The following is a 20,751-nucleotide window of genomic DNA, read 5'->3' as shown; positions in this document are numbered from 1 at the left end:
TTAGAATAAAAAATAGTATGATCCCCTAATTCGGAGTCATACTATTTTTGTTAATTGATGGAATATTTTTTTGAATAGAATGATCTTTGATCAATGATAGTAATGCTTGTGATGAATCCGAGAAAACCTGATATTTTTTCCAAATTAAATTAACATTAGTCTCTAGTGCAGGTTCAATCGGTAGGCAAACTAAGTCGTCATTTTGATAGTCGACTAAATCATCAAATATTAAGGCGATTCCTAAACCACTTTCGACTAATTTCTTGGCACTCATATACATACCGAAAGTAGCGACAATATTTAATTCACTAGTCTTACGTTGAAACCATTCAGGTAAGGTGCCGTCATCTAATGAACCTTGGTAAAGGATCAGAGGTTCATCAACTAGATCAGTACTGGTAAGCACATCTTTATCTGCCAAGGGATGATTCTTAGGCATCAATGCTCCGAAGCGGTTGACTTGTGGCAATTTGATCTGATTGAAAATGTTTTGATCTACTTCGCCAAAGTATAATCCTATATCAACCAGTCCATTATTGACCATCCGGAGCACAGAATTGTTGTCACCATTGAGAAGTTTTAAAGATACTTTAGGATGTTGATCTATCAATTGTTTGGCACAGTGACCAATATATTTGATGGCATCAGTTTCACTAACACCTAGTAAAATCTGGCCAGCTAAATCAGAATTATCTTCTGACATTTCAGCACTTGTTTTGTTGACCAGATTAACGATATCATTAGCTCGTTTTCGTAAGAGTACACCATCCTTAGTTAAGGTGGTTTTTTTATTCTCACGAATTAAGAGTTGTTTACCGAACTCCTTTTCGAGAGTCTGCATCTGACGAGAGAGAGCAGGTTGAGTGATATGTAAATATTCTGCTGCATGAGTGATATTTTCTTCTTGGGCAACAATCAAGAAATTTTGCAATTGCTGTAAATCCATAAGGGTACCTTCTTTTTTTGCCATGTTATAAAGTTATGTCAAAACATAATCAATAAGCATTTAACATTATACATCATTGGCGATATAGTTATGACTGTTGAAAGGAGGTAGTCAAAATGCTTGAACAAGATGAAATCACAAGGATTCTATATGACAGCGGTTTTTCAGATGAAAAGATTCTTGAGTATTTCAATCTGACATCGGCACAACAAAGCTGTGAATTGGATCGAGCTCGTGTTGAGATTTTAAAAAATTTGCATGGCGTGCAAAGAAAACTGGAATGTTTGGACTATCTCCGATATAAAATTAAAGAAAATAGTTGTTAATGTGAGGAGAATAACAAATGAGTGTTGAAAATAAAGTAATTATCGTTACTGGAGCTTCCAGTGGTATTGGTGCTGAAACAGTGCGAGTTTTGGCTAAGCAACATGCCAAACTGATCATTGGTGCTAGACGAGTTGATCGGTTGGAAGCTTTGAAAGCGGAATTACCTGATGAAGAGATCACTGTTCAAAAGGTCGATGTAACAAATTACGATGAAATTAAAGCTTTGATCGATACAGCCATGAATTTGTATGGCAAGATTGATGTTCTTTATAATAATGCTGGTGTGATGCCAGTCAATCCTTTAGCTGCTGGTGAACGAGTTGAATGGCAGAGAACCTTGAATGTTAACGTTATGGGTGTTTTAAATGGTATTGCAGCTGTGTTACCAATCATGATCGATCAAAAGGCTGGTCATATTATTGCCACTGATTCAGTTGCTGGACATGTTGTGGTCCCTAACTTAGCGGTTTATAATGGCTCAAAATTTGCCGTCCGAGCTATCATGGAGGGTTTGCGTCAGGAACAACATGATAATAAGATAAGAACAACAATTGTTTCTCCAGGAGCTGTCTCAACTGAATTATATAAATCAATTGGGAACCCCAATAATCGTCAGGCTGAAATCGAAACTGAAAAGGAAATTGGTTTAAATGCCAAAAATATTGCTGAGGCGGTGGCTTTTGCTATCAATGCGCCAGATAATGTCGATGTTAACGAAATGATTATTCGACCAATTCAACAAAGTGTTTAAAAATGGAGGAATTTAGTATGAGTAAATTAGCAAATGATACCCGAGTTTTTAAAATTGATCCTGAAATTGAGGTTCAAAATGTCCGCTTCACTAATCGCTATGGTTTTACTTTAGCTGGGCATCTTTATCTACCATTGAACTTTGATGACAGTCAAAAATACCCCGCTATTGTTATTTCTGGTCCCTTTGGTGCTGTCAAAGAACAATCAAGTGGATTATACGCGCAAACACTTGCTGAACGTGGTTTTGTTACGGTAGCTTTTGATCAATCAATGACTGGCGAAAGTTCTGGAAATATTAGAAATGTTGCTTCATCAGACATCTTTGTTGAAGACTTTTCAGCCGCAGTTGATTTTGTCGGCGTCCAAAAATTTGTTGATCGTGAAAGAATCGGTGCCATCGGTATCTGTGGATTAGGAAGTCACGTTTTGACAGCTGCTTCAATCGATGTTCGAATCAAGGCCGTGGCTACATCAGTGATGTATGATATGTCCGATTCAATGTGGAAGGGTCTTAATAATTCGAAGACTGCTGAACAACGCAAATTGGAAAAACAATATCTAGCTGATAAACGTTGGCATGATGCTGAAACTGGTCAAACAGCCAAAGGTTTCCATGAATTACCATTTGACGAGAATAATAAACCAGTTGAAACTGACAAATTATTTGATGATGAATTGCCAACAGATGCTGATCCTGTAACAACTGAATTTTATAATTATTACAAAGTTCGAGCTTTCCATCCACGTTCAATCAACTCAAATAGTGCTTGGTCAGCAACAACACCATGGGGTTACTATAACTTCCCATTGCAAGCACATATTGAAGAAATTTCACCTCGTCCCGTTTTAATTGTTACTGGTGAAAAGGCTCATTCACGTTATATGGCTGAGGAGTCATATAATCGTTTGAGGGATCACAAGGAATTAGTCATTGTTCCTGGAGCAACTCATACTGATTTGTACGATAAAATGGACTTGATTCCATTTGATAAATTTGAGTCATTCTTTAAAGAAAATTTGTAAATATAAATATTGTTGAATCAAAAAAAATGTATCTGAGTGTTGGATCTCAGTTACATCTTTTTTTGTATATGGAATTTATTAAGTTATATTTTGGATCAATGGCCCTAATTTGTTCATTTCAATTTAAAAAGATAGTATCTATTAATAAAAATGGTACTTACAAAAGATGTAAGTATCATATACTCTAATGTCCTATATCAGCTACATAACAGTAGTTAATTTGATAAAAGGATGTTATATAATGAAAAAAATTATTGTGAATAGTTATGGTTCAGTCGATGTCCTAAGAGAAGTTGACGAACCAATTCCAATTCCCCAAGAAACTGAAATAATCGTTAAAACAGCGGCCACTGGGGTCAATGATCCCGATATAGCAATGCGACAGAGTGGACCTTTTATTACTATGCCCAAAAAATATCGTCCAAAGTTACCACATATGTTGGGTCAAGATTTCTCAGGAGTTATTACTCAAATTGGATCAGAGGTAACCAAATTTGAAGTTGGTGACCATGTAATTGGCTTCTCTAAGAATGGAACCTATGGAGAATTCCTGGTTGTAGATCAAAATGATCCTGTGGCGAAAGTCCCTAAGGATTTAGGACTAGTTCCTTTGGGGGCACTTTATTTGGAAGCAGCTACTGCCTGGAGTGCCGTTATTAAAGATGGAAAAATCAAAGCGGGACAGAAAGTATTGATTCACGGTGGAGCTGGTGGCGTCGGGACGATGGCAATTCAATTAGCGAGAAATGCCGGTGCCTACGTCATTACGACCGCTCAAGCGAAACATTATGATTATTTAAAAGAGTTAGGCGCTGATGAAATTATTGACTACAAGACACAGGACTTCACTAAATTAGTCAATAATGTCGATTTGGTCGTCAACTTAACCGGATTTAAAACTTTGATGTACAGTTATAAGGTCGTCAAGATTGGTGGACGAATAACTTCAGTTAATGCGCTGCCCAGTAAATTAATGGCACTCTACTATAAAGTGAAAGTGAAGTATTCTTTAGGAGATTTAAGTCAAGAGACACTTGATTCTATAGTTAAGATGTACAGCAATGGTAAACTAAAAGTGAATGTCAATCGGATTTATCCATTTAATTTGTTCAGCGTAAAGCAAGCACATTTGGACTTTGAAAAAGGTAGTAATCAAGGTAAGAATGTTATTGTTTTTGATAATTAGAAATTGGATGAGGATAATCTATAACTTTTAAGTATAGAAGTAATTTTTTAGTAGTAAATAATGTGAGAATCATATTCTTAAAACCGGTAAAAAACAAAGACAAATCTGATTTGTTCTTGATTTTATTTTTAAAGATTCATTTCTGCATTACTATAATCCGCATATTATTGAAAAGACCCGAAAAAGGTTACTCAAGTGACCTGATTAGCTTATACGATTATCCTAGAGATGTCATGCTTGTCTCACAAGTTCTAGTTTCATAAAAGAACGTTGAAAGTGTAAATAATAATACATCTATCTAAGATAGAATTTTTGCTTTTTCCAACGAAAGTTTGGAATATAATATTGATATAGTCATGTTCTCAAAGGGTAGCTCCCTTTGTTGGCTTAGTCAGAATATTGAATAGTGCAATACCCCTCGTTCATTCCTGAAGATGGAGGTAATTGCCATGTCAATCGGAAAAGTTTGGAGTGTGTTTCGTGCAAACGATTATTGGGGCGTATATATTAGCACTTGCTTTCGAGCATTTTGCTAACGTCGTCGCAACAATAAAAAAAGCTAACCGTAAAGGTTAGCTAACACAAAATACTATTCCATCTGATGTTGAAGGCACGGGGGTGCATCCCTGTGTCTTCTTTTCGATTACAAAGATATTATAAGGGATGACCAGTTTTTAATCAAACATCATATTTCAGACTTTTTGTGGACGAATTTGTTGGATGCTATAGTTTAAGCAAGATTCTCGAAGTGAAGCATTGGTTGTTTCTTTCGGAAAGTAACGATAATTGAATTTACAATAATATAACCAATTATGAGTAATAATGCTGACCATGCCAAGTTACTAGGAGCATTGTTGGCATTAAGTAGATCAAAGTTTGACATGACACTATAATATACTGGGGAAAAATTATGAGATATTTTGAAGAAATTGCCCATAAGTTCTACTGGAATCATACCAGCACCTGCAACAACTTGAATTATGGTTATGAAAATGTTTAGAACCATTCCACTTTGACCTAACAAGAGAACAAGAATTAGATTAATGTTATAAGCCCCCATAATTTCTAACCCTTGAGTGAGCCAAATACCTAACCAATTACTTGCACCATTTTTTGTAATGCAAATTAAGATTGTAGCAACGAACGCTCCACCAATAATGGCAAGCGCTGTGAAAACAATTTCTAACAATGCAAAAGATTTAAAACGTCCTATTTCTCTAGCAAATTTCGCATAGACTCCATAAAGGACAACAGTACCGATCATTGCTGCTAAATAAGTTGCTAGACTTATGAAAAATGGTGCCATTGAATGATTCATACCGGTGTCAACTTTGTTGATGCGATGAATATCTGTGGACACTGAATTTCCAATCTTATTATAAAGGCTATTAACCTTTGCCTGAGCAATTGGGGCTTGTTGTACTTGAACGGCTGCAGGTGCTGCTTGAATTTGCTGCATTGTTACTTTTGTTAATGCAACTTTTCCCTTTTCTAATTGAACTTTGTTATTGACGGCATTTCCAATTTTAGTAGCGACAGTGTTCATTCCACTAACAACAGAAACTTGATTAGCTTCATTGATATAGAATTTTAACTTAGCATTTTTATTATTCTGAACATTACTGCTAAAGCCTTTTGGAATATCAACTACCAGATAATTTTTACGGCTTTGTAAATCATTAACTGCTTGCTTTAGGTTTCCTGTTTCATGAACAGTTTTAAATGAACTTAATGACTGCTTTAGTTGAGAATTTAGCTTATTGCTCTGCTTGTCTTGATTCACTAATGCGATTGGCAGATCAGTTACATGACTTGGTAAAGGCTTGTACCCAGTGAAGTAAATTGCAAATACTGAAAAGCTATATATTAACATCACAAGAAATGCGACAGTAACACCTTTACTCTTTATAAATTTTCCAAACATAATTTCATTCCTCCTCGTTTTCGAACCACTGTGTACTATAATTTATTGTTAGAACAGAAACAATCAGCATTTTTAAAAAAAGTGTTGCTTTAAGTTAAGGAGGAAATATGAGAGCCAATCTTAAATACACTAGAACAGAAAAAGAAATTCGCAATGCTGTAATTGCACTAATTGATAACGAAGGATTAAGTAAAATTACTGTGCGGCAGATTAGTTCTTCGGCTAACATCAATAGGACAACATTTTACCGACATTACCTTGATAAGCCTGATCTAATTGATAAATATAGGGAAAACTTTCTAGGCCAAATTGCTGCAATTATTAATAAGGAACCGTCCAATGTTGTTAATTATGGGGAACAAGACAATTTAAACGCACTATACCCGCTTTTCAAAAAGGTTATTGACTTCATCAATAATGATTGGGAATTCTGTCAAGCATGGCTTGGTTCACAAGGAGATCCGGAAACAGTTACTAAATTTGTTGATTTAATAAATAAAAAAATGGGTGAAAGGTTAAAGCAAGTACAAAAATACTATGACATTCATCCCGTAATTCCTTTAGAATTTGCTCAAGAATTTATTGTAAGTCAATTATGGTCAATCCTTAAAATCTGGTTTCAACAATCTCCAACATTATCAGAGAAAGAAATTACTGATATTTTTATGAAAACAAGACATTTAAGTCCATTTGAACTTACAGGAATAACTAATAATACAAATAAAACAAAATCAGTTAGTGACCTTGATAACTGAATACTCTTTTCTAAGAGGAAAGGTGTATCAGACCCAGTATGAAGTGAGTTTTAATGTATCGTTCAATGATATTCGGGACACAAAAAAAGGGGGAATCCTGATAATACGGATTCCCTCTTTTTTGATTAATACTAGTGATTCTTAGTTATTATAAATTGTTATCCATACCATTTTGGATCTTCTGAATTATCCTTTGTTTTCTTTTACTATTGATCCGGTGATTATCCGAAACAAAAGTACAGATGATAATAACGATAATCAGTAGCCAAAAGATCGGTGGTGAAAGTTCAATTTTGAATTGTTCTAAGGTTCCATAAGTGACAGAAATTGCTGTCAACAGTCCACCTAAGGCGACATAAAACCAAGCGGTGGCTTTATCTAAAAAGTGTAGAAAGGCTTCAAGTTCTGTATTTGATGTATGGCGTTGACTGAGTAACTTGAACATTCTTTGTTTTTCCAATCTTATTTTCAAAGGTGGAAATAGCCAGTACCACATGGATATTTTTGGTAATGTAGATTCTTTGATTTCGTTTCTTTTGACGCTCTGAATCTGTTCTTGTAACTCCAACATTCCCTGATAGAGTGGAAAGATAAAAATGAGCCAGGCACCGATTAATTCAAAACAGGATAGTGATTTTTCCATGATATTAGACCTCTAATTTATAAATGCTGCATTAGATTAATTCTATGGCAACAATGCCTAAAATAATAGTCAAAATCCCAGTGGTCTGTAATTTGCTGATCTTGTTGATCTCAGCACCCAAGAAGCCCCAATTATCGATTACCAAACTGATAATAATTTGACCGAGTAATCCTAAAATAGTTGCTAAACCGATACCAATTTGTGGTACCAAGAAGGCATTGATGAAGATATTGATACCACCGATAATACCACCTAAGAAATTCCACCATGGAGTATGAGTCGTAGCGATGAATTTGATGTTTCTGAAGTTACCTTGAACAAGATTGATGACAATTAAAATAACTGACGCAATGATGAAGGTTAGAAAAGCTGAATGGATTGGTGATTGTAGTACGGTTCCAACGTGACCATTGATAGTTGACTCGATTGAGAAAGCGAATCCATCTAAGAGGGCAATGATTTGCCAAACTAATTTTTTGCTTTTATCGGTCGTGGTAACTTGCTGGTTATTCTTGTCTAAGATAGATGGTAAGGCAATGGTTACCATAATACCGACAATAACTAAGATCAGTCCTAATAATTTTGTTAAAGATAATGGATTAGTTTTGGCGTAGAACCAGCCGAAATTATCAATCACAACACTTATCAAGATTTGACCGACCATAGGGATGATGACAGTTTGTACGCTGCCAAGGATAGGGAATAAGAAGATATTGATTGTTAAACAGATCATACCGATAATTCCACCTAAATATCCCCACCATGGTAGTGCTGAAAGTGAACCATTAATTAAAGGGATACCTGAGCCCGTGGCGATACTAAGAATAAGTAAGAAAACTGTTCCGACTAGAAATGAGATTAGTGATGATAGAAAGGGTGTTTTAACCCGATTACGTAATTGTGAGTTGATTGAAGTTTGTAGTGGAATAAAAACCACCAGTTGTAATACCTAAGATTATGAAAAGTAACATATTGATTCCTCCGTTTGTTGATAGGTAATATATTACAAGGAATCGGAGAATCTTAGAATTGACTAAATTGTTAGTTTTTCGTTAACCTCAAGTTAATGCTCGAAAATGATTGTTCGAAAGTTTTGTTCATATTTAAATGAATAAATTCAAAAAAATGACATTATGTATATCTAATGTTTGTGCTTTCGATAAACGTAATATATTATGGATTTATAAAATCCAAGGAGGGAACATTGTATGGCAGATAAAAGAGTAGAACCACAACGTGAGGATGATAATGGTGGATGGATTGATCGTGGACCAAGAAATTATGAACGTGATCTTCAAAATCCAGACTTATTAGTACCACCAATTACTGACCACGGTACAGTCGCAAATTTGAGATTCAGTTTTTCTGATGCACATATGCGTATCGAAGAGGGTGGCTGGACTCGTGAAGTAACTAATCGTGAATTGCCAGCATCACATGATCTAGCAGGTGTTGACATGTGTTTGAAACCAGGTGCTTATCGTGAATTGCACTGGCACAAAGAAGCTGAATGGGCCTTTATGATTGCAGGAAATGCTCGTGTCACTGCTCTAGATGAAGAGGGACGTAGTTTTATCGATGATATCAATGCTGGTGATTTGTGGAATTTCGAAGCTGGGATTCCTCACTCAATCCAAGCACTAGACCAGGGATGTGAATTCCTATTAGTCTTTAGTGAACCAGATTTTTCAGAGAATAATACCTTCTTATTAACTGACTGGTTGGCACACACTCCCAAAGATGTCATTGCCGCTAATTTCAAAGTCGGTGAAGATGTTTTAGCTAATTTACCTGGTAAAGAAAAGTATATTTTTAATGGCGAAGTTCCTGGACCAATTAGTGAAGTTAAGAAAAACAATATCAATGGGGATGTTCCTTCACCATTCACTTTCCATATGAATAACTTGAAGCCACATGAATTTGAAGCTGGAAAAGTTTGGATCGTTGATTCCAAAGTCTTCCCAGTTGCTCAAACTATTTCTGCCGCTATCGTTGAGGTTGAACCAGGTGGAATGAGAGAAATGCATTGGCACCCTAAATCAGAAGAATGGGATTACTTTGTCCAAGGAAAAGCTAAGGTCGGAGTCTTTAATTCTGCATCTCTCGCAAGAACCTTCAATTATCAGGCCGGAGACGTTGGCGTTATTCCAATCGTAGCTGGTCATTATATTCAAAATATCGGTGATGAACCGTTGATCTTCTTGGAAGTTTTCAAGAATCCAGTTTATTCAGATGAATCACTCAATAAGTGGTTAGCAACATCACCAACACAAATGGTTGCCAATCATCTAAATGTTAGTCCTAAGACAGTTGAAAAATTCCCTCAAGAAGAAGCAGCTGTTGTTTGGTACGATCAAGACCGTTCCAAAGATAAGAAAAGCCATAAAAATAACGAACAAGTGGAGAATTTGAATTTAAAAGCTAACCAAGTTTTTAAGTAGGGAGTGAGTAAAATGCAAATTTTCGATGCAATAATTATTGGTGGCGGTGTTGGTGGCGGTGCAGCCGCTTTGAGCTTAGCCACTCGAGGTTACAAAGTCATTATCGTTGAAGAACGTGATTGGGGAGGAACAACAATCAATCGCGGCAGTACTTCTAAGAGAGCTTTATTGGCTAGTGCCGAAACTCATTATCGTTTAAGACAATTACGTCAACCAGTTTTGCCTTTAAGTTGGGAAGAAATGGCGGCTCATAGTGCCTCAGTTACTATGGCAGCTAATCAACGATATGGCAGTCGATTAGTAAAGTCTGGCGTCACTACAATTGAAGGACACGCTACCTTTGTTGATTCTCAAACGATTAAGGTACATGGTCAACAATATCAAGCTAAGTGGATCATTTTAGCAACTGGAGCTCGTCCACGGATGTTGAAGTTCCCTGGTGACCAATATTTGGAACACAGTGCTAGCTTTCTAAAGAGTGCCATCTTGCCAAAAAATATTACCATTATCGGTGCGGGAATCATTTCCTTTGCTTTAGCTAGTATTGCGACCGAAGCTGGGTCCAAAGTGACAATTGTCCAACATAATCAGCGGGCTTTGGGAATTTTTGATCGTGATTTAGTTCAGAAGTTAGTTCACACACTATCAGATGCTGGAGTCGATTTTAAGTTCGATAATAACGTTCAGTCAATAACTCGTTTATCAACAAACGATTATGAAGTTAATACCGATAAAACTACTTTTAAAACGAATGCAATTTATTGTGTGGCTGGTCGAATTCCTAACTTTGAAGATTTAAATTTGTCGGCTATGGGCGTTCGTTTTGGTGAATATGGTATCAAAGTTGATGAAAAGTTGCAGACAACTAATCCGCATATTTTTGCCTTAGGTGATTGTTGTGATGCTCCAGTGCCTAAGCTAAGTAACTTTGCAATTTATCAAGGTAAGTATTTGGGCACATCGTTGGGCAGTGTCGCTAGATTTTCTATTAAGTATCCAGTTCCAGCTTTGACTGTTTTCAGTTTACCGAAGTTAGGTCAAGTGGGGATTAGTGTCCAAAAAGCAGCTCAACAAAGTGATCTTGAAGTTAAAAATGTCGATCTCAGTCAATGGCAGACTTATTCTCGTAATGGCGATAACTTAGCACAAATGAAGTTGGTCGTTAACAAGGGAAGTCAACAAATTGTCGGAGCCGAGGTTCTGAGTCAGGACGCTGACTATTTAGTAAATTACTTAGTGCTGATGATGCAGCAGCATGTTAGCACTGATGATTTAATACAACAATTATTTGCCTATCCAACACAAGCTAGTGATCTGTATGGTATCTGGCAAGCAAAATAGAATAATTTATAAATCGAAAAAACGACATCCATAAAAGAATTTTATCAATTCTTTTTAGATATCGTTTTTTGTTAATTAAAAAAGATATTCAACCCTTAGTCATATATAAAATAGGGTAAGGATTCCCTAGACCATCTGTCTCAGTTCTTTTATAAACTTCAAAACCCAAGTGTTCGTAAAAGCCAACTGCTTGAGGATTTTGTTCGTTCACCGTTAAAGTATTAGCTGAATAGTTAGTGATAGCATACTGTAGCAACTTTTTGCCGATCCCGTGACCACGAAGATTTGAATCAACAAATAGCATATCAACTTCCTGATCAGTTAGGCCTAAAAAAGCTGCTGGATGATTTTGGTCAGTGGCAATTAATACAACCGGTACGTCCTGAATAATTGTTGGTACGGTGGTTTTAAATTTTTCAATTGCTGATTCCGATAAAAATTTGTGAGTACTTCGAACCGCATTTTCCCAAATTTGAGCTAATTCTTCTATTAACTCTGGTGTACGAGTGGTACAAAGTTTAATCTCCATAGAAGTCTCCTTTGATCATAAGATGTTAAAAATTATGTCTTATTATCATACTTCAATTTTTTAATATTTAACAATTAATTATTGATAGTCAAGATTTGTTCCAGTGGTTGTCTATTAGAATTTATTTTATTCACAGTAGCTGAATTATCGCGGAAACCTAATGCAATTCCAGAAATGATTACCTCATCATCAGAGATTGGTAAGTTATTACGAACAATATCAGGAAATTTGATCAATTGATAAGCGGTCATGCTGCCAAGACCCCTATCAGTAGCCGACAACATCAGAGTTTGTCCAAAAGCTCCTAGATCATATAAAGACCAGAGTGAATAATCTTTTGGCAAGGTTAAATAGAGTATTGCCGGTGCATTGTAGAGTTTGTCAGCTGCAGAACCCATGGTATCTTGCCAAGTTGAACCTAAAGTTTCACTGACGCCATCGGACCAAGCAGCCATATTATCTTGGCCTTGTTTTGACCAGTCTTTACGACTCTTAACAGGCAATTCTGGCTTACCATGTGCTGCTGTCTTTGAGCGATTGAGATATCTTTGACGGATTGTTTCTAATGACTGACCAGTAGCCAAATAGATATGTTCTGGTTGGGAATTGACCCATGACGGTGTTGCTTGAGCTAATATTAGGATTTCTTTAATATCCTTTAGATCAACTTTTTGGTCAGTAAAGTAGCGTGTTGAATGACGATTTAAAATTGTGTTTTTTGTTTCCATTTTTTCCTCCAATTGAATCAATTGATAAGATATATTATATTCAGATAGGTGATACTTGAGAATTGGGTGATTAATTAACTCCGCATTACCTTCATGTTAATACCATTTAGACTAATCTTTTTCTTGACAATGAATTGTCAAAAAAACTAGTATTGCATTAACGATTAGTTAATACGAGGAGGGATTTTGTGTACGATACAAAGTTAGATACGTTCGTCCAAGTTGTAAGGGATGGTAGTTTCTCCAAGGCGGCGGAACATCTGTTTATTTCTTCGGTCTCAGTTATGAAACAGATGAATAGTCTTGAAGATATGGTCGGTGTAAAATTGCTTGACCGTACTACACAAGGTGTTACTTTAACGAAGGCTGGTAAGTTCTTTTATGAATCCGCTGGTAATTATATTTCTGAGTCGGATGGAATCTTGAAACAAACCCGTGAGATTGACAATCAGGGTAAGAAAGTTATTAAAATTGGGACTTCTTTATTACGTTCCGCTCAACCATTGATTAGATTATGGTCAAGTATGAACAATAAGGACCAGTATCAGCTAGATTTAGTTTCCTTTGAGGATGATCCGTTGAGTATGCAATATATGTTTACTAATATAGGAACAAAAATCGATTTTTTTGTTGGTCCGATAAATTCGGAACAGATCAGTCGTGGACCTTATCAGACTTATGAATTACCCGAAACCAAGGCTTATTGGGGTGTGCCGATAAATAATCACTTAGCCAATAAGTCCAGGATATCATTGGATGATTTGAAGAACGATAAGGTTCTCTTAGTCAGAAGGGGCTTATCGCCACGGTTGGATGATATGCGTGATAAGTTAGAAGCACATGGCATTACTGTGATTGATAGTGAAGATTTCTATGATATCAATACTTTTAATATCTGTAGTCAGAACAATTATATTATGGAAACACTTGATATTTGGAAAGATGCTTATGCTCCTATTAAAGCCATCGAAATGGATTCAGAATACAGAATGCCTTATGGAATAGTTTATTCTGATCATGCTTCGTTGACAGTTAAAAATTTCATTGAGCTTTTGGGTTCCGAATATAATCGGCAAAATAGCATTAACAAATAGTTAATGAAGTGCTAATTAATACAATATTCTCTTTTGAAGTCATCGTCATTACAATTGGTTTATCGATGAAAAGGGAAGTAGAAAAAATGGGTTATTTTGAATTGAATAATGGAGTCAAAGTTCCGGCACTTGGCTTTGGAACTTATCAAATGCCTCCAGCAATTACTGAAGAAAACGTGGCTAAAGCAATCAATCTAGGTTATCGAAGTATTGATACCGCTCAAAATTATGGTAACGAAGCCGAAGTTGGAGCAGCCGTTAATGGTAGTGGAGTTTCACGAGATGACTTATTCGTAACTTCTAAGACTCAAACATCAGGTTACAAAACTACTTTACGAGGAATAGATGAATCCTTACGTAGTGCCCAACTAGATTACTTTGATCTAATGATCATTCATTGGCCTACAATTGACAATTCAGGTACCTATAAAGCTTTAGAAGAAGCTTATCAAGCTGGGAAATTACGTGCCATTGGTGTCAGCAACTTTAATAGTAGTAAAGTGCAAAAATTAATCGACCGTGCTGAAGTCAAACCAATGATTGATCAGATTGAAACTGATGTTTATTGGCAACAAAATAAAATGCATAAATTCTTAAATCAAAATAATATTTTACATGAATCTTGGGCACCTTTGGGTGAAGGACTCAGTCCGGTTTTGAGTGAACCTGCGATTATTAGGATTGCTGAAAAGTACCAAAAATCAACAGCACAAGTGATTTTGAGATTTTTGACACAACAACATATCATGGTGATCCCTAAGTCCACCAATCCAGTTCACATTGCCGAAAATTTGAATGTCTTTGACTTTAAATTGACTGACGATGAGCTTGATATAATCAAATCCTTGGATCAAGGTCATTCAGGGGTCAACTGGCCTAGCTCTATGGGACAAGAAGCTTATTAAAAAAACGATACTAACGAGGAATTGAATTCATTCCGTTGGTATCGTTTTTGTTTTAGAAATGGATTAGAACTTTGCCTTTAGGATGGCCAGTAGTCATGTAAGTAATAGCCTGGTTGATATCTTTAAGGTAGAATTCAGTTGGATCAACGGCTGGAACGATGTTATTTTTTTCGATGATTTTGGTGATCTCTTGAAGTTGTTGACCATTGCTCCTGACAAAAATAAAATGATATGAGACACCAGCACTTTGAGCTAAGTTATCAAGCTTTTTACCTGCTAAAGAAAAGAGCATTTTTTTCCAAGTAGGTAAATGATGGTCAATGGCAAATTGCTTGTTGGGACCAGCCTTTAAGGATAGGAGACGGCCACCTTTTTTCATGATCGATAGTTCTCTGGCAATTTCTGTAGCGCCTAAAGTATCGATCACATAATCGATATCATGTAGAATTTCCCAATAATTATCAGTTTTATAATCTAAGTATTGATCGGCACCAATACTCATGACTTGTTCCTTAGCTCGAGCGTTACCACTGACAATTACCTTTAAACCCATTTCTTTAGCTAGAGGCACAGCCATTTGACCAAAGGAACCGGAACCACCAGGGATGAAAATAGTTTTGCCAGCACTAGCCGATAATTCTTCATGGAGACCTTGATAGGCAGTTAAACCGGTCAAAGGAGCCGCAGCCCCAGTTGAGAAATCCAAATTATTGGGAAGTAGGGCAATGGCTTGGTGATCAACGGCGGCATATTCAGCAAAAGCGCCAATTTTATTTAGTGGTAAGCGGGTATAAATCTTATCACCGACTTTGAAATCAGTGACATTCGAACCAATTTTTTCGATTACTCCAGTTAGTTCGTTGCCCATGGTCGCAGGTAACTGATAGTTTTGAATTAACTTAACGCTACCAGTAGTAATGAGATTTTCCAGAGGATTGACCGCAGCAACTTTTACTTTGACCAGGACCTCAATTGTGGATATTTCAGGAATTGGTAGATCGTTAATTTCTAATTGTGCGTGCTTGTCATATTTCAATAATTGAGCTGCTTTCATGGTTTCCTCCAATGTAGTAACAAATAATCGTTTCTGTAACTTGAAGCTAGTATAAATTATTTGGTAACAGATGTCAATAACTGTTACTTAACTTTATTTGTGTTAAACTTTCCAATATTAAGAAAGGTTGTTTGAGAAATGGATAGAATAACGAAGACGACAATAATTGAAACAGCAGAACAACTAATTAAAGAAACTGGCAAGTCTGAAGTGTCGGTACCACAGATAGCCAGAAAACTTGGCATCACACATGCCGCTATCTACAAATATTTTGATAATAAACAGGAACTCTGGGAGGCAGTAGCTCAAAAGTGGTTCAATGAGAATATCTTTGATTCAATCGTAATCGATAAGTCTATAGATAATAGGAAGAAACAATTGCATGATTGGATCTGGAAATTCGTTAACGCCAAGAAGGATGCCTATTTGCAGAATCAACAAATGTTCAAATTAAATACTAAGTACATTGATAATGATCCTTATGCCCTGAGAAAAGTTTTAATGAGTTCATATGACCAAATAAATCAAATAATGCACTATGACCGAGAAAAAATCGTCAAGGCTGAGACGATCATGGCAGCATTTTCAGTCTTCACATTGCCGAACTTTTCAGAATTTTGGCAAGATACCGCTTATCAGAGTCGTTTTGAAGCCATGTGGAATTTGATTGAATCAGGTCTTTAAAAATATCTACCGAAGAAGTATTTGGATAATCTTCTGGTAGGTATTTCTTTGTCCAATTGGTATTAATTAGAAGTTAATACACTGCTAACAAATCAAGCAATTCCACCCCAGACTCATTCCTGACATAATGATCACTGTTAATTACAAAAGGAGATACAACATAATGAAAAAAGTAGCAGTAGTTATTGGCGTTGGTGAAGGTTTAGGTAAGAGTTTAGCAAAACAATTTGGAAATAATGATTATCGGGTCTTCATGATGGCCAGAAATCTTGAAAAGTTGAATAGTATTGCTGAAGAATTGAAGGTAAGTAATATTGAAGCAATTCCCGTACAAACTGATATTACTGATCAGGCAATTTTTACAAATAGTTTGAATAAAATCAAAGAAAGTACTACAGGAATCGATACTTTGATCTACAACGCTGGAATTACTGCTCCTGATGGTGACAGTTTAACGGTGGATCAATTAAAAGACCATTTAAATTTGGATGTTATTGGCGCTTTCCAAGCTGTTGTTGAATTACAGGACAAAATAAGTGAGTCAATGGAGCAATCTTATTTACAGGTGGTTTGGCCGCCGTGCAGCCATTCCCTGGTTTCTTAGGTTTGGCCGTCGGGAAAGCAGCCTTGCGTAATTTGACCAAGGGATTACATGATGAACTTCAAGAACAAGGTGTCTTTGTCGGAACGGTCACAATTTATGGTGAAATTAAACCCGAAACGCATTTTGCCCCCGATAATATTGCTGAAACGTTTTGGCAACTGAATCAGGATCGTAACGAATGGGAAATCGATTATAAATAGATAGGAGATAATTATACATGGCCAAGAAAATTACAGTATTAACTGGTAGTCCACATTTGAACGGAACTTCTAGTAAGTTAGCTGATGCCTTTATTAATGGTGTCACCGATCAATCGGAATTATTCCGCTTTGACGCTGGTTTGAATGCTGATCAAGTCCATTTTTTGAAACTAGATGAAAATGAGACAACAATTCACGATGATGACATTATTTCCAAAGAGGTCATGCCTAAGATTATAGATGCTGATGTCTTAGTACTCTGTACATCACTTTATTACTACGGGATCAATGCTGAATTAAAGACTGTGATCGATCGATTTTATGAATATAATCATGAATTAAAAGATGACAAGGATGTCTATATCCTCATTTCTGGTTATGATGCTGGGGAGATTGACAGTCCGGCTTACCGTTCATTAACGGGATATTTCGACCAATTGTGCAAATACATGCGTTGGAATCTTCGTGGTGAAGTGTTGGCTTCTGACTCATGGAATCCTAGTAAATTGAATCAGCATATTACTGAAGTAGCTGAATTAGGCAAAAATATTAAGTAAGGAGGAATATCATATGGCAAAAGCATTATTAGTTTATTATTCTTTAACTGGTTTGAATGAAACCATTGCGCAGAGAATTCATGACAAATATCAAATTGATATCTTCAATATTCAATCAACAGTCGATTACCCCTAGCTGATTATGAGAATGTCATAATTGGTGGGCCTGTTTGGGGCTGGATTTTATCAGATCCTGTCATGGCTTATTTGAATCAAGCCGATCTGAGTGGCAAAAATGTTAAAGCTTATTGGACTTGTGTCGACACTGACTATAACTACAAGCATGATATTCAAGAGATGTTACCAGAAAGTAGTAACTACCTTGCTGGTTTCAAGATTGACAGTTCAATCTATGATAGTACTCAACAACTTGATAAAGTCCTAGATGAATTGGTAAAAGCGTGAAATAACTATGTCAATTACTGAAGAAGAAGTAATCTTAAATAATGGTATCAAAATGCCCAAGTTGGCGTTGGGAACTTGGTTCATGAATCAAAAAGATACTACCATTTCAGCAGTGAAGACAGCTATTCAAGTTGGTTATCGTCAGATCGACACAGCTCAATCCTATGATAACGAGCAAGAGGTTGGCTTAGGCATCAAAGAGTCTGGTATCGAGCGTGGTGATATCTTTATCACTTCCAAAGTTGATGCTGAATTGAAGGACTATCGATCAGTGACAGATTCAATCGATACGACATTGTCAAAGCTGAACCATGATTATTTAGATTTGATGTTGATTCATAATCCAACCCCTTGGTCGAAAGCCCTCGATGTCAAGAGTCAGTATTTTGACGAGAATTTGGCAGTTTGGCAAGCATTGATCGATAGTATAAAAATCGGAAAAATTCGGGCAATCGGTGTCAGTAATTTTGAAAAAGAAGACCTAGATAATCTGATCAACAAGTCTGGTGTAATTCCCAGTGTTAATCAGATGGTTGTAAATATTGGTCACGTACCGAATGATTTAATCAAATTTGATCAAGAGCAGGGGATAGTAACAGAGGCATACTCGGTCGTGACCCATGGAGTTACCTTGAAGTATCCTCAGATTCAAACGATGGTCGATAAATATCAGGTCACGGTTTCTCAATTATGTATCAGATATGTTTGGCAAATGGGTCTACCTCTTTGGCGTAAATCCACTTCTTTAAATCATATTAAACAAAATACAATGATTGATTTTCAAATCTCTGATAGTGATTTTGATTATTTAAATAGCTTAAAATAGCGGTCAAGAAGAAATAAAAAACTTCAGCATAATTAGATTTTATGTCTAATTCTTGCTGAAGTTTTTTTGTATTTATGTAATGGATAAAAGGTCAAACTTTAGAGAATAATTCACTCCAATTCTATTTCAGCAACTGCTTTAGGAACTGCCCGTTTAATTGGCAAGCTGCCTAATAGTCCTGTTGTACTCCATAATCTATAGGTGCTACTATTAGCCTTAAACTCAATTCTCATATTCTGATATAAGAACCATTCTGTATCTTTACTGAAGTAAATGGGTCCAATATTGGATACCAACGTTTGATCGAATTCTGCCGGTAAAATTTTTCGATCAACAATTAATAATTGATACTCCAAATGTTTCAGATAAGACTTAGAAAATCCCCCAGATCCATCATCAACATCCAATACCAAAACATCATTTGGAGTCATAATTTTATTAATCCGTTTTAATGCTTCTGAAGTAATTGTTAGTTTCATTTTGTTATGCTTCTTTCATAATTAGATAAATAATTGTATTAACAATAAGTGGTGCTATCCCTGCTATATTTATCATCTTTAAATGCTTGTCGAATTCCATTATTGACGTTATTAGAATCAAGTTGACCGAATTTATCCAATGAACTATTGATACAGGCGTTCACCAAGAATTAGTGAATGATCAGTCAGTTAGGAATCCCTGTTGATGAATGAATTCAGTAACTTCTGGTCGACGAAGGGTCTTGAAAAAATCAAGTTGACTAGTAGACCAGTCCATTTGTTTTGGATGACTGGGGCGATTTTGATAGTATTCTTGCATGACCGCATCGTACTGTGTCAAGTCTGTAAAGTTGGCAGGATCATAATGGTCAGTTGCAGTAAAATTATTCAATGGCATCCTTGGCTTTACAGCGTTTTTACTAGTAGGAATACCGATTGTCATACCAAATAAGGGTACTGTGTATTTAGGTAATTGTAACAACTTACTAATTTGCGGTAAGTTATTCCTGATTCCACCAATAAAGCAGATACCCAGACCTAGAGATTCCGCTGCAACGGCCATATTTTCAGCGGCAATTGTTGTGTCAACCACGCTGACTAATAGCGATTCCATGGTTTTAAGGGGAGCTAGATTGCGGTGGTGCTCATTAAGCAGCTGGGATTGTCGATAAAGGTCGGCCACAAATATATAGAAGGCACCGCTTTGATTCACGTAGGTCGCACTCTGAGAAATATCAGCTATTTCCGTTCTTATTTGATTATCTTGAATTTCAATAATGGAAGTAGCCTGTACGAAATTCGAAGATGATCCAGCTCGTGCAGCTGTTAGTAAGCTTTGTTTGGTCTGATCAGTGAGGGACTGGTTTTCAAAATTACGGATGGAACGATGATTGTTCATGATATCAAGTGTATTCAATTTAGTTAGTATCCCTTTCTTGATGGGTCATACAATATTGTTTACCCCAATCGCAAATACTTCTCAAGATTGGAATCAAGGTACGACCTTTATCAGTTAGTGTGTATTCTACTTTGGGTGGAACTTGCGGATATTCATGTCGAATGATTAACTCGTTTTGTTCGAGTTCCTTTAATTTGACGGAGAGCACATGTGGGGTAATGCCACCAAGCGTCTTTCTGAGCTCTCCATAGCGCATGGTATCCATTTCTGATAAACAAAAAAGTAAGTTCATTTTCCATTTGCCACTTATTAAGGCCATAGCTCCGTTAAAGGGATCCATATCGATACTTCTAAATTCTTTTAAATTAATCTTATCCATAAAAGTTAATATCCTCCAATACCATCTTTTCTGATACTAGATATGAAAAGTGCGTATACTTATCAAATGA

26 protein-coding genes are annotated in these 20,751 nt (G+C 36.3%); 16 read left to right on the top strand and 10 right to left on the bottom strand.

Translation table 11 applies throughout. From position 1 onward, the window contains the following. Positions 1–25 precede the first annotated feature (25 nt). Positions 26–946, bottom strand: coding sequence for a LysR family transcriptional regulator (locus IV57_RS00265; RefSeq protein ID WP_057879481.1), 921 nt, complete (start codon positions 944–946; stop codon positions 26–28). Positions 947–1,062: 116 nt separating this feature from the next. On the opposite strand from IV57_RS00265, the gene IV57_RS00260 reads away from it, so the two are divergent. The 4 genes from IV57_RS00260 to IV57_RS00245 all read left to right on the top strand — a co-directional run bounded on the left by IV57_RS00260 (position 1,063) and on the right by IV57_RS00245 (position 4,235). Then, positions 1,063–1,272 (top strand): hypothetical protein, encoded by a 210-nt coding sequence (locus tag IV57_RS00260; RefSeq protein ID WP_057879480.1) that lies wholly within the window; start codon positions 1,063–1,065, stop codon positions 1,270–1,272. A 17-nt stretch (positions 1,273–1,289) separates the two neighbouring features. Further along, on the top strand, positions 1,290–2,024 hold the full coding sequence (locus IV57_RS00255) for an SDR family oxidoreductase (protein ID WP_057879479.1): 735 nt from the start codon (positions 1,290–1,292) through the stop codon (positions 2,022–2,024). A 17-nt stretch (positions 2,025–2,041) separates the two neighbouring features. Beyond that, a complete protein-coding gene (locus tag IV57_RS00250; protein WP_057879478.1) occupies positions 2,042–3,049 on the top strand; it encodes an alpha/beta hydrolase in 1,008 nt (335 codons plus the stop codon). A gap of 241 nt (positions 3,050–3,290) precedes the next feature. After that, positions 3,291–4,235 carry an NADP-dependent oxidoreductase gene (locus IV57_RS00245; protein WP_057879477.1) on the top strand — a complete coding sequence of 315 codons (945 nt, stop codon included), beginning with the start codon at positions 3,291–3,293 and terminating at the stop codon, positions 4,233–4,235. Positions 4,236–4,965: 730 nt separating this feature from the next. On the opposite strand, the gene IV57_RS00240 is transcribed toward IV57_RS00245, so the two are convergent. Further along, positions 4,966–6,159 (bottom strand): YhgE/Pip domain-containing protein, encoded by a 1,194-nt coding sequence (locus tag IV57_RS00240; RefSeq protein WP_057879476.1) that lies wholly within the window; start codon positions 6,157–6,159, stop codon positions 4,966–4,968. A 107-nt stretch (positions 6,160–6,266) separates the two neighbouring features. Between IV57_RS00240 and IV57_RS00235 the strand changes: the two genes are divergently transcribed. After that, a complete protein-coding gene (locus IV57_RS00235) occupies positions 6,267–6,914 on the top strand; it encodes a TetR/AcrR family transcriptional regulator (RefSeq protein ID WP_057879475.1) in 648 nt (215 codons plus the stop codon). Positions 6,915–7,062: 148 nt separating this feature from the next. Here the strand turns inward: IV57_RS00235 and IV57_RS00230 are convergent, their stop codons facing one another. Beyond that, positions 7,063–7,557 (bottom strand): hypothetical protein, encoded by a 495-nt coding sequence (locus IV57_RS00230; RefSeq protein WP_057879474.1) that lies wholly within the window; start codon positions 7,555–7,557, stop codon positions 7,063–7,065. A gap of 31 nt (positions 7,558–7,588) precedes the next feature. Continuing rightward, positions 7,589–8,494 (bottom strand): DMT family transporter, encoded by a 906-nt coding sequence (locus tag IV57_RS00225; RefSeq protein WP_057879473.1) that lies wholly within the window; start codon positions 8,492–8,494, stop codon positions 7,589–7,591. Between the two features lie 271 nt (positions 8,495–8,765). Between IV57_RS00225 and IV57_RS00220 the strand changes: the two genes are divergently transcribed. Further along, on the top strand, positions 8,766–9,998 hold the full coding sequence (locus IV57_RS00220) for an oxalate decarboxylase family bicupin (protein ID WP_057879472.1): 1,233 nt from the start codon (positions 8,766–8,768) through the stop codon (positions 9,996–9,998). A 12-nt stretch (positions 9,999–10,010) separates the two neighbouring features. After that, entirely contained in the window at positions 10,011–11,339 is a 1,329-nt protein-coding gene (locus IV57_RS00215) for an FAD-dependent oxidoreductase (RefSeq protein WP_057879471.1), read from the top strand. An 88-nt stretch (positions 11,340–11,427) separates the two neighbouring features. Here IV57_RS00215 and IV57_RS00210 read toward each other — a convergent pair whose 3' ends face one another. Beyond that, positions 11,428–11,868, bottom strand: a complete 441-nt coding sequence (locus tag IV57_RS00210) for a GNAT family N-acetyltransferase (protein ID WP_057879470.1) — start codon at positions 11,866–11,868, stop codon at positions 11,428–11,430. Positions 11,869–11,942: 74 nt separating this feature from the next. Beyond that, on the bottom strand, positions 11,943–12,596 hold the full coding sequence (locus IV57_RS00205; protein WP_057879469.1) for a nitroreductase: 654 nt from the start codon (positions 12,594–12,596) through the stop codon (positions 11,943–11,945). 188 nt (positions 12,597–12,784) lie between these two features. Here IV57_RS00205 and IV57_RS00200 point away from each other — a divergent pair, with 188 nt between their 5' ends. After that, positions 12,785–13,690, top strand: coding sequence for a LysR family transcriptional regulator (locus IV57_RS00200; protein ID WP_057879468.1), 906 nt, complete (start codon positions 12,785–12,787; stop codon positions 13,688–13,690). Positions 13,691–13,776: 86 nt separating this feature from the next. Then, on the top strand, positions 13,777–14,595 hold the full coding sequence (locus tag IV57_RS00195; RefSeq protein ID WP_057879467.1) for an aldo/keto reductase: 819 nt from the start codon (positions 13,777–13,779) through the stop codon (positions 14,593–14,595). Positions 14,596–14,647: 52 nt separating this feature from the next. Here IV57_RS00195 and IV57_RS00190 read toward each other — a convergent pair whose 3' ends face one another. Next, positions 14,648–15,649, bottom strand: coding sequence for an NADP-dependent oxidoreductase (locus IV57_RS00190; protein WP_057879466.1), 1,002 nt, complete (start codon positions 15,647–15,649; stop codon positions 14,648–14,650). 138 nt (positions 15,650–15,787) lie between these two features. Here IV57_RS00190 and IV57_RS00185 point away from each other — a divergent pair, with 138 nt between their 5' ends. The 7 genes from IV57_RS00185 to IV57_RS00160 all read left to right on the top strand — a co-directional run bounded on the left by IV57_RS00185 (position 15,788) and on the right by IV57_RS00160 (position 18,925). Then, on the top strand, positions 15,788–16,333 hold the full coding sequence (locus IV57_RS00185; protein ID WP_057879465.1) for a TetR/AcrR family transcriptional regulator: 546 nt from the start codon (positions 15,788–15,790) through the stop codon (positions 16,331–16,333). A gap of 163 nt (positions 16,334–16,496) precedes the next feature. Further along, positions 16,497–16,937, top strand: a complete 441-nt coding sequence (locus tag IV57_RS00180) for an SDR family NAD(P)-dependent oxidoreductase (protein WP_057879464.1) — start codon at positions 16,497–16,499, stop codon at positions 16,935–16,937. Continuing rightward, the gene (locus IV57_RS00175) at positions 16,913–17,137 is read left to right on the top strand and encodes a Rossmann-fold NAD(P)-binding domain-containing protein (protein WP_057879463.1); all 225 of its coding nucleotides are present in this window, start codon (positions 16,913–16,915) and stop codon (positions 17,135–17,137) included. The genes IV57_RS00180 and IV57_RS00175 overlap by 25 nt, the downstream gene beginning before the upstream one ends. Before the next feature lie 17 nt (positions 17,138–17,154). Beyond that, positions 17,155–17,694 carry a flavodoxin family protein gene (locus IV57_RS00170; protein WP_057879462.1) on the top strand — a complete coding sequence of 180 codons (540 nt, stop codon included), beginning with the start codon at positions 17,155–17,157 and terminating at the stop codon, positions 17,692–17,694. Between the two features lie 13 nt (positions 17,695–17,707). Then, positions 17,708–17,830: a flavodoxin family protein gene (locus IV57_RS13400; protein WP_162261204.1), complete on the top strand. Its 123-nt coding sequence runs from the start codon at positions 17,708–17,710 to the stop codon at positions 17,828–17,830. 62 nt (positions 17,831–17,892) lie between these two features. Continuing rightward, entirely contained in the window at positions 17,893–18,099 is a 207-nt protein-coding gene (locus IV57_RS00165; protein ID WP_057879461.1) for a hypothetical protein, read from the top strand. A 7-nt stretch (positions 18,100–18,106) separates the two neighbouring features. Beyond that, complete coding sequence (locus tag IV57_RS00160) at positions 18,107–18,925, top strand: aldo/keto reductase family protein (protein WP_057879460.1); 819 nt, start codon at positions 18,107–18,109, stop codon at positions 18,923–18,925. Positions 18,926–19,035: 110 nt separating this feature from the next. Here the strand turns inward: IV57_RS00160 and IV57_RS00155 are convergent, their stop codons facing one another. The 3 genes from IV57_RS00155 to IV57_RS00145 all read right to left on the bottom strand — a co-directional run bounded on the left by IV57_RS00155 (position 19,036) and on the right by IV57_RS00145 (position 20,681). Then, positions 19,036–19,404, bottom strand: coding sequence for an iron-sulfur cluster biosynthesis family protein (locus IV57_RS00155; RefSeq protein ID WP_057879459.1), 369 nt, complete (start codon positions 19,402–19,404; stop codon positions 19,036–19,038). Between the two features lie 181 nt (positions 19,405–19,585). Continuing rightward, complete coding sequence (gene nfsA / locus IV57_RS00150) at positions 19,586–20,320, bottom strand: oxygen-insensitive NADPH nitroreductase (RefSeq protein WP_057879458.1); 735 nt, start codon at positions 20,318–20,320, stop codon at positions 19,586–19,588. Between the two features lies 1 nt (position 20,321). Further along, entirely contained in the window at positions 20,322–20,681 is a 360-nt protein-coding gene (locus IV57_RS00145; protein ID WP_057879457.1) for a winged helix-turn-helix transcriptional regulator, read from the bottom strand. Positions 20,682–20,751 lie beyond the last annotated feature (70 nt).

The sequence above is a fragment of the Companilactobacillus kimchiensis genome (assembly GCF_001438805.1).
In the GTDB taxonomy this organism is placed as follows: Bacteria; Bacillota; Bacilli; order Lactobacillales; family Lactobacillaceae; genus Companilactobacillus; species Companilactobacillus kimchiensis.
The sequence above is the reverse complement of the archived record's forward strand: the minus strand, read 5'-3'. Positions and strand labels throughout refer to the sequence as shown.

Bases quoted from the DNA above. Each gene is read 5' to 3' on its own strand.
- IV57_RS00190 (WP_057879466.1), bottom strand. From the start codon at position 15,649: ATGAAAGCAGCTCAATTATTGAAATATGACAAGCACGCACAATTAGAA.
- IV57_RS00245 (WP_057879477.1), top strand. From the start codon at position 3,291: ATGAAAAAAATTATTGTGAATAGTTATGGTTCAGTCGATGTCCTAAGA.
- IV57_RS00250 (WP_057879478.1), top strand. From the start codon at position 2,042: ATGAGTAAATTAGCAAATGATACCCGAGTTTTTAAAATTGATCCTGAA.
- IV57_RS00265 (WP_057879481.1), bottom strand. From the start codon at position 946: ATGGATTTACAGCAATTGCAAAATTTCTTGATTGTTGCCCAAGAAGAA.
- IV57_RS00160 (WP_057879460.1), top strand. From the start codon at position 18,107: ATGTCAATTACTGAAGAAGAAGTAATCTTAAATAATGGTATCAAAATG.
- IV57_RS00165 (WP_057879461.1), top strand. From the start codon at position 17,893: ATGGCTTATTTGAATCAAGCCGATCTGAGTGGCAAAAATGTTAAAGCT.
- IV57_RS00145 (WP_057879457.1), bottom strand. From the start codon at position 20,681: ATGGATAAGATTAATTTAAAAGAATTTAGAAGTATCGATATGGATCCC.
- IV57_RS00195 (WP_057879467.1), top strand. From the start codon at position 13,777: ATGGGTTATTTTGAATTGAATAATGGAGTCAAAGTTCCGGCACTTGGC.
- IV57_RS00170 (WP_057879462.1), top strand. From the start codon at position 17,155: ATGGCCAAGAAAATTACAGTATTAACTGGTAGTCCACATTTGAACGGA.
- IV57_RS00205 (WP_057879469.1), bottom strand. From the start codon at position 12,596: ATGGAAACAAAAAACACAATTTTAAATCGTCATTCAACACGCTACTTT.
- IV57_RS00180 (WP_057879464.1), top strand. From the start codon at position 16,497: ATGAAAAAAGTAGCAGTAGTTATTGGCGTTGGTGAAGGTTTAGGTAAG.
- IV57_RS00215 (WP_057879471.1), top strand. From the start codon at position 10,011: ATGCAAATTTTCGATGCAATAATTATTGGTGGCGGTGTTGGTGGCGGT.
- IV57_RS00240 (WP_057879476.1), bottom strand. From the start codon at position 6,159: ATGTTTGGAAAATTTATAAAGAGTAAAGGTGTTACTGTCGCATTTCTT.
- IV57_RS00210 (WP_057879470.1), bottom strand. From the start codon at position 11,868: ATGGAGATTAAACTTTGTACCACTCGTACACCAGAGTTAATAGAAGAA.
- IV57_RS00255 (WP_057879479.1), top strand. From the start codon at position 1,290: ATGAGTGTTGAAAATAAAGTAATTATCGTTACTGGAGCTTCCAGTGGT.
- IV57_RS00220 (WP_057879472.1), top strand. From the start codon at position 8,766: ATGGCAGATAAAAGAGTAGAACCACAACGTGAGGATGATAATGGTGGA.
- IV57_RS00235 (WP_057879475.1), top strand. From the start codon at position 6,267: ATGAGAGCCAATCTTAAATACACTAGAACAGAAAAAGAAATTCGCAAT.
- IV57_RS00260 (WP_057879480.1), top strand. From the start codon at position 1,063: ATGCTTGAACAAGATGAAATCACAAGGATTCTATATGACAGCGGTTTT.
- IV57_RS13400 (WP_162261204.1), top strand. From the start codon at position 17,708: ATGGCAAAAGCATTATTAGTTTATTATTCTTTAACTGGTTTGAATGAA.
- IV57_RS00230 (WP_057879474.1), bottom strand. From the start codon at position 7,557: ATGGAAAAATCACTATCCTGTTTTGAATTAATCGGTGCCTGGCTCATT.
- IV57_RS00185 (WP_057879465.1), top strand. From the start codon at position 15,788: ATGGATAGAATAACGAAGACGACAATAATTGAAACAGCAGAACAACTA.
- IV57_RS00155 (WP_057879459.1), bottom strand. From the start codon at position 19,404: ATGAAACTAACAATTACTTCAGAAGCATTAAAACGGATTAATAAAATT.